Here is a 2,134-nt window from a genome sequence, read left to right as displayed (position 1 = left end):
TTCAACACGCACCACACCGAACACGAGATGCTGCGCTACCTGAAGGCGCTGCAGAACAAGGATCTGGCCCTCGACCACGCGATGATCTCGCTCGGCTCGTGCACCATGAAGCTCAACGCGACCAGCGAAATGATCCCGGTCACCTGGCCGGAATTCGGCGGCCTGCACCCGTTCGCGCCGCGCGACCAGGCGGCCGGTTACCTGGAAATGATCGCCGGCCTGACCGAGTGGCTGAAGACGGTCACCGGCTTCGACGCCATCTGCCTGCAGCCCAACTCCGGCGCCCAGGGCGAATACGCCGGCCTGGTCGCCATCGACCGCTACCATGCCAGCCGCGGCGAGGAACAACGCAACGTCTGCCTGATCCCCAAGTCGGCGCACGGCACCAATCCGGCCTCCGCCCAGATGGCCAACATGAAGGTCGTCGTCGTCGATTGCGATGCCAACGGCAACGTTGATACGGTCGACCTTGAAAACAAGGCGAAATTGCACGCCAACGACCTGTCCTGCCTGATGATCACCTACCCGTCCACGCACGGCGTCTTCGAGGAAGCGATCAAGGACATCTGCGCCATCGTGCACGCCCACGGCGGCCAGGTGTACATGGACGGCGCCAACCTCAACGCCCAGGTCGGCCTGACCTCGCCCGGCTTCATCGGCGCCGACGTCAGCCACATGAACCTGCACAAGACCTTCGCCATCCCGCACGGCGGCGGCGGGCCGGGCATGGGCCCGATCGGCCTCAAGGCGCATCTAGCGCCGTTCATGGCCGACCACGTCGTCCAGCCGACCGGCGACGCCAGCCGCGTCAACGCCGGCCAGGGCGCGGTCTCCGCCGCGCCGTTCGGCTCGGCCTCGATCCTGACCATCTCCTGGATGTACCTGGCCATGCTCGGCGGTGCCGGCGTCAAGAAGGCGACGCAGGTGGCCATCCTCAACGCCAACTACCTCGCCCGGCAGTTGCACGCGCATTACCCGGTCCTCTACGTCGGCAAGAGCGGCCGCGTCGCCCACGAGTGCATTTTCGACATCCGCCCGCTCAAGGCCGCCACCGGCATCAGCGAAACCGACATCGCCAAGCGCCTGATGGACTACGGTTTCCACGCCCCGACGGTGTCCTTCCCGGTCGCCGGCACGATCATGGTCGAGCCGACGGAATCCGAATCGAAGGCCGAACTGGACCGCTTCATCGCGGCCCTGGTCAGCATCCGTGAGGAAATTCGCCAGATCGAGAACGGCGTGTGGTCAGCCGACAACAATCCGCTGAAGAATGCCCCGCACTCCCAGGCCGATGTCATCGACGCCGACTGGCCGCATCCCTACAGCCGACAGCAGGCCGTCTTCCCGCTGCCCTGGGTGGCGGCCAACAAGTTCTGGCCAAGCGTCAATCGCATCGACGATGTGTACGGCGACCGCAACCTGAACTGCGCCTGCCCGCCGATGGCAGCCGGCGAAAACTGATGGCGGTCGATCTCTCGGCCATTGCCAGGTGGCCCAACGTCCCCGCCTGTTACGACTGGTTGTCGCTTGACCGGCGGGGTGACTGGCGATTGCAGGGCGAACGCGTGATGCACCGCGGCCTGATCAACTTCATCAACCGGCAGTACAGTTGTGACGAATCAGGCTGCTGGTTTCTGCAAAACGGGCCGCAACGGGTATTCGTCGAACTGGCCTACACGCCGTGGGTATTCCGCCGTGAAGGCGATGCCTTCGTCAGCCACACCGGCGAGCCGGCCGGTGACATCAAGACCATCTACCTCGACGAGGCAGGCAGCATCCTGCTCGAAACCAGCCTGGGCATCGGTTTGCTCGACGACCGCGACCTGGCGCAATTTCTCGCCGAATGCCATGACGGCAACGGCCGACCGGCCAGCGACGAGGCGCTGACCAGCCTCATGGCAACGGCCGCCGGCGACATCATCTACTGGCAAAATTGGCCACTCCGGTCGATTGCTACGGTCGACACGAAAAAACGCTTTAATTTCAACCCGCACCCGCAGCCCTGAACGGGCGGCTTATTGGATGCCGTGAGCGTTCCGCCAGGCGGCGATTTCCGGCAGCGCCTTGGCCGCATCGTCGAGCAGCGCCGCATTGGCCTGCAACAGCAACTTGCGTTGCCGGGCGTTGAGCTGGC

2 protein-coding genes are annotated in these 2,134 nt (G+C 64.8%); both read left to right on the top strand.

The window, feature by feature from the left end:
- On the top strand, positions 1-1,461 hold a 1,461-nt coding region (gene gcvPB / locus ADADOO_RS13275; RefSeq protein ID WP_511277980.1), incomplete at its 5' end, for an aminomethyl-transferring glycine dehydrogenase subunit GcvPB.
- On the top strand, positions 1,461-2,006 hold the full coding sequence (locus ADADOO_RS13270; RefSeq protein WP_511277979.1) for a DUF2946 family protein: 546 nt from the start codon (positions 1,461-1,463) through the stop codon (positions 2,004-2,006). The genes gcvPB and ADADOO_RS13270, both read left to right, overlap by 1 nt.
- The last annotated feature ends 128 nt before the right edge of the window (positions 2,007-2,134 follow it).

Origin of the sequence: Azonexus sp., assembly GCF_036170495.1 — a bacterium.
In the GTDB taxonomy this organism is placed as follows: domain Bacteria; phylum Pseudomonadota; class Gammaproteobacteria; order Burkholderiales; family Rhodocyclaceae; genus Azonexus.
Note: the sequence above shows the minus strand (reverse complement) of the source record. Positions and strands in the feature narration are given on the sequence as shown.

Excerpts from the sequence above, each read along its gene's own strand:
- ADADOO_RS13270 (WP_511277979.1), top strand. The coding sequence starts at position 1,461 with ATGGCGGTCGATCTCTCGGCCATTGCCAGGTGGCCCAACGTCCCCGCC.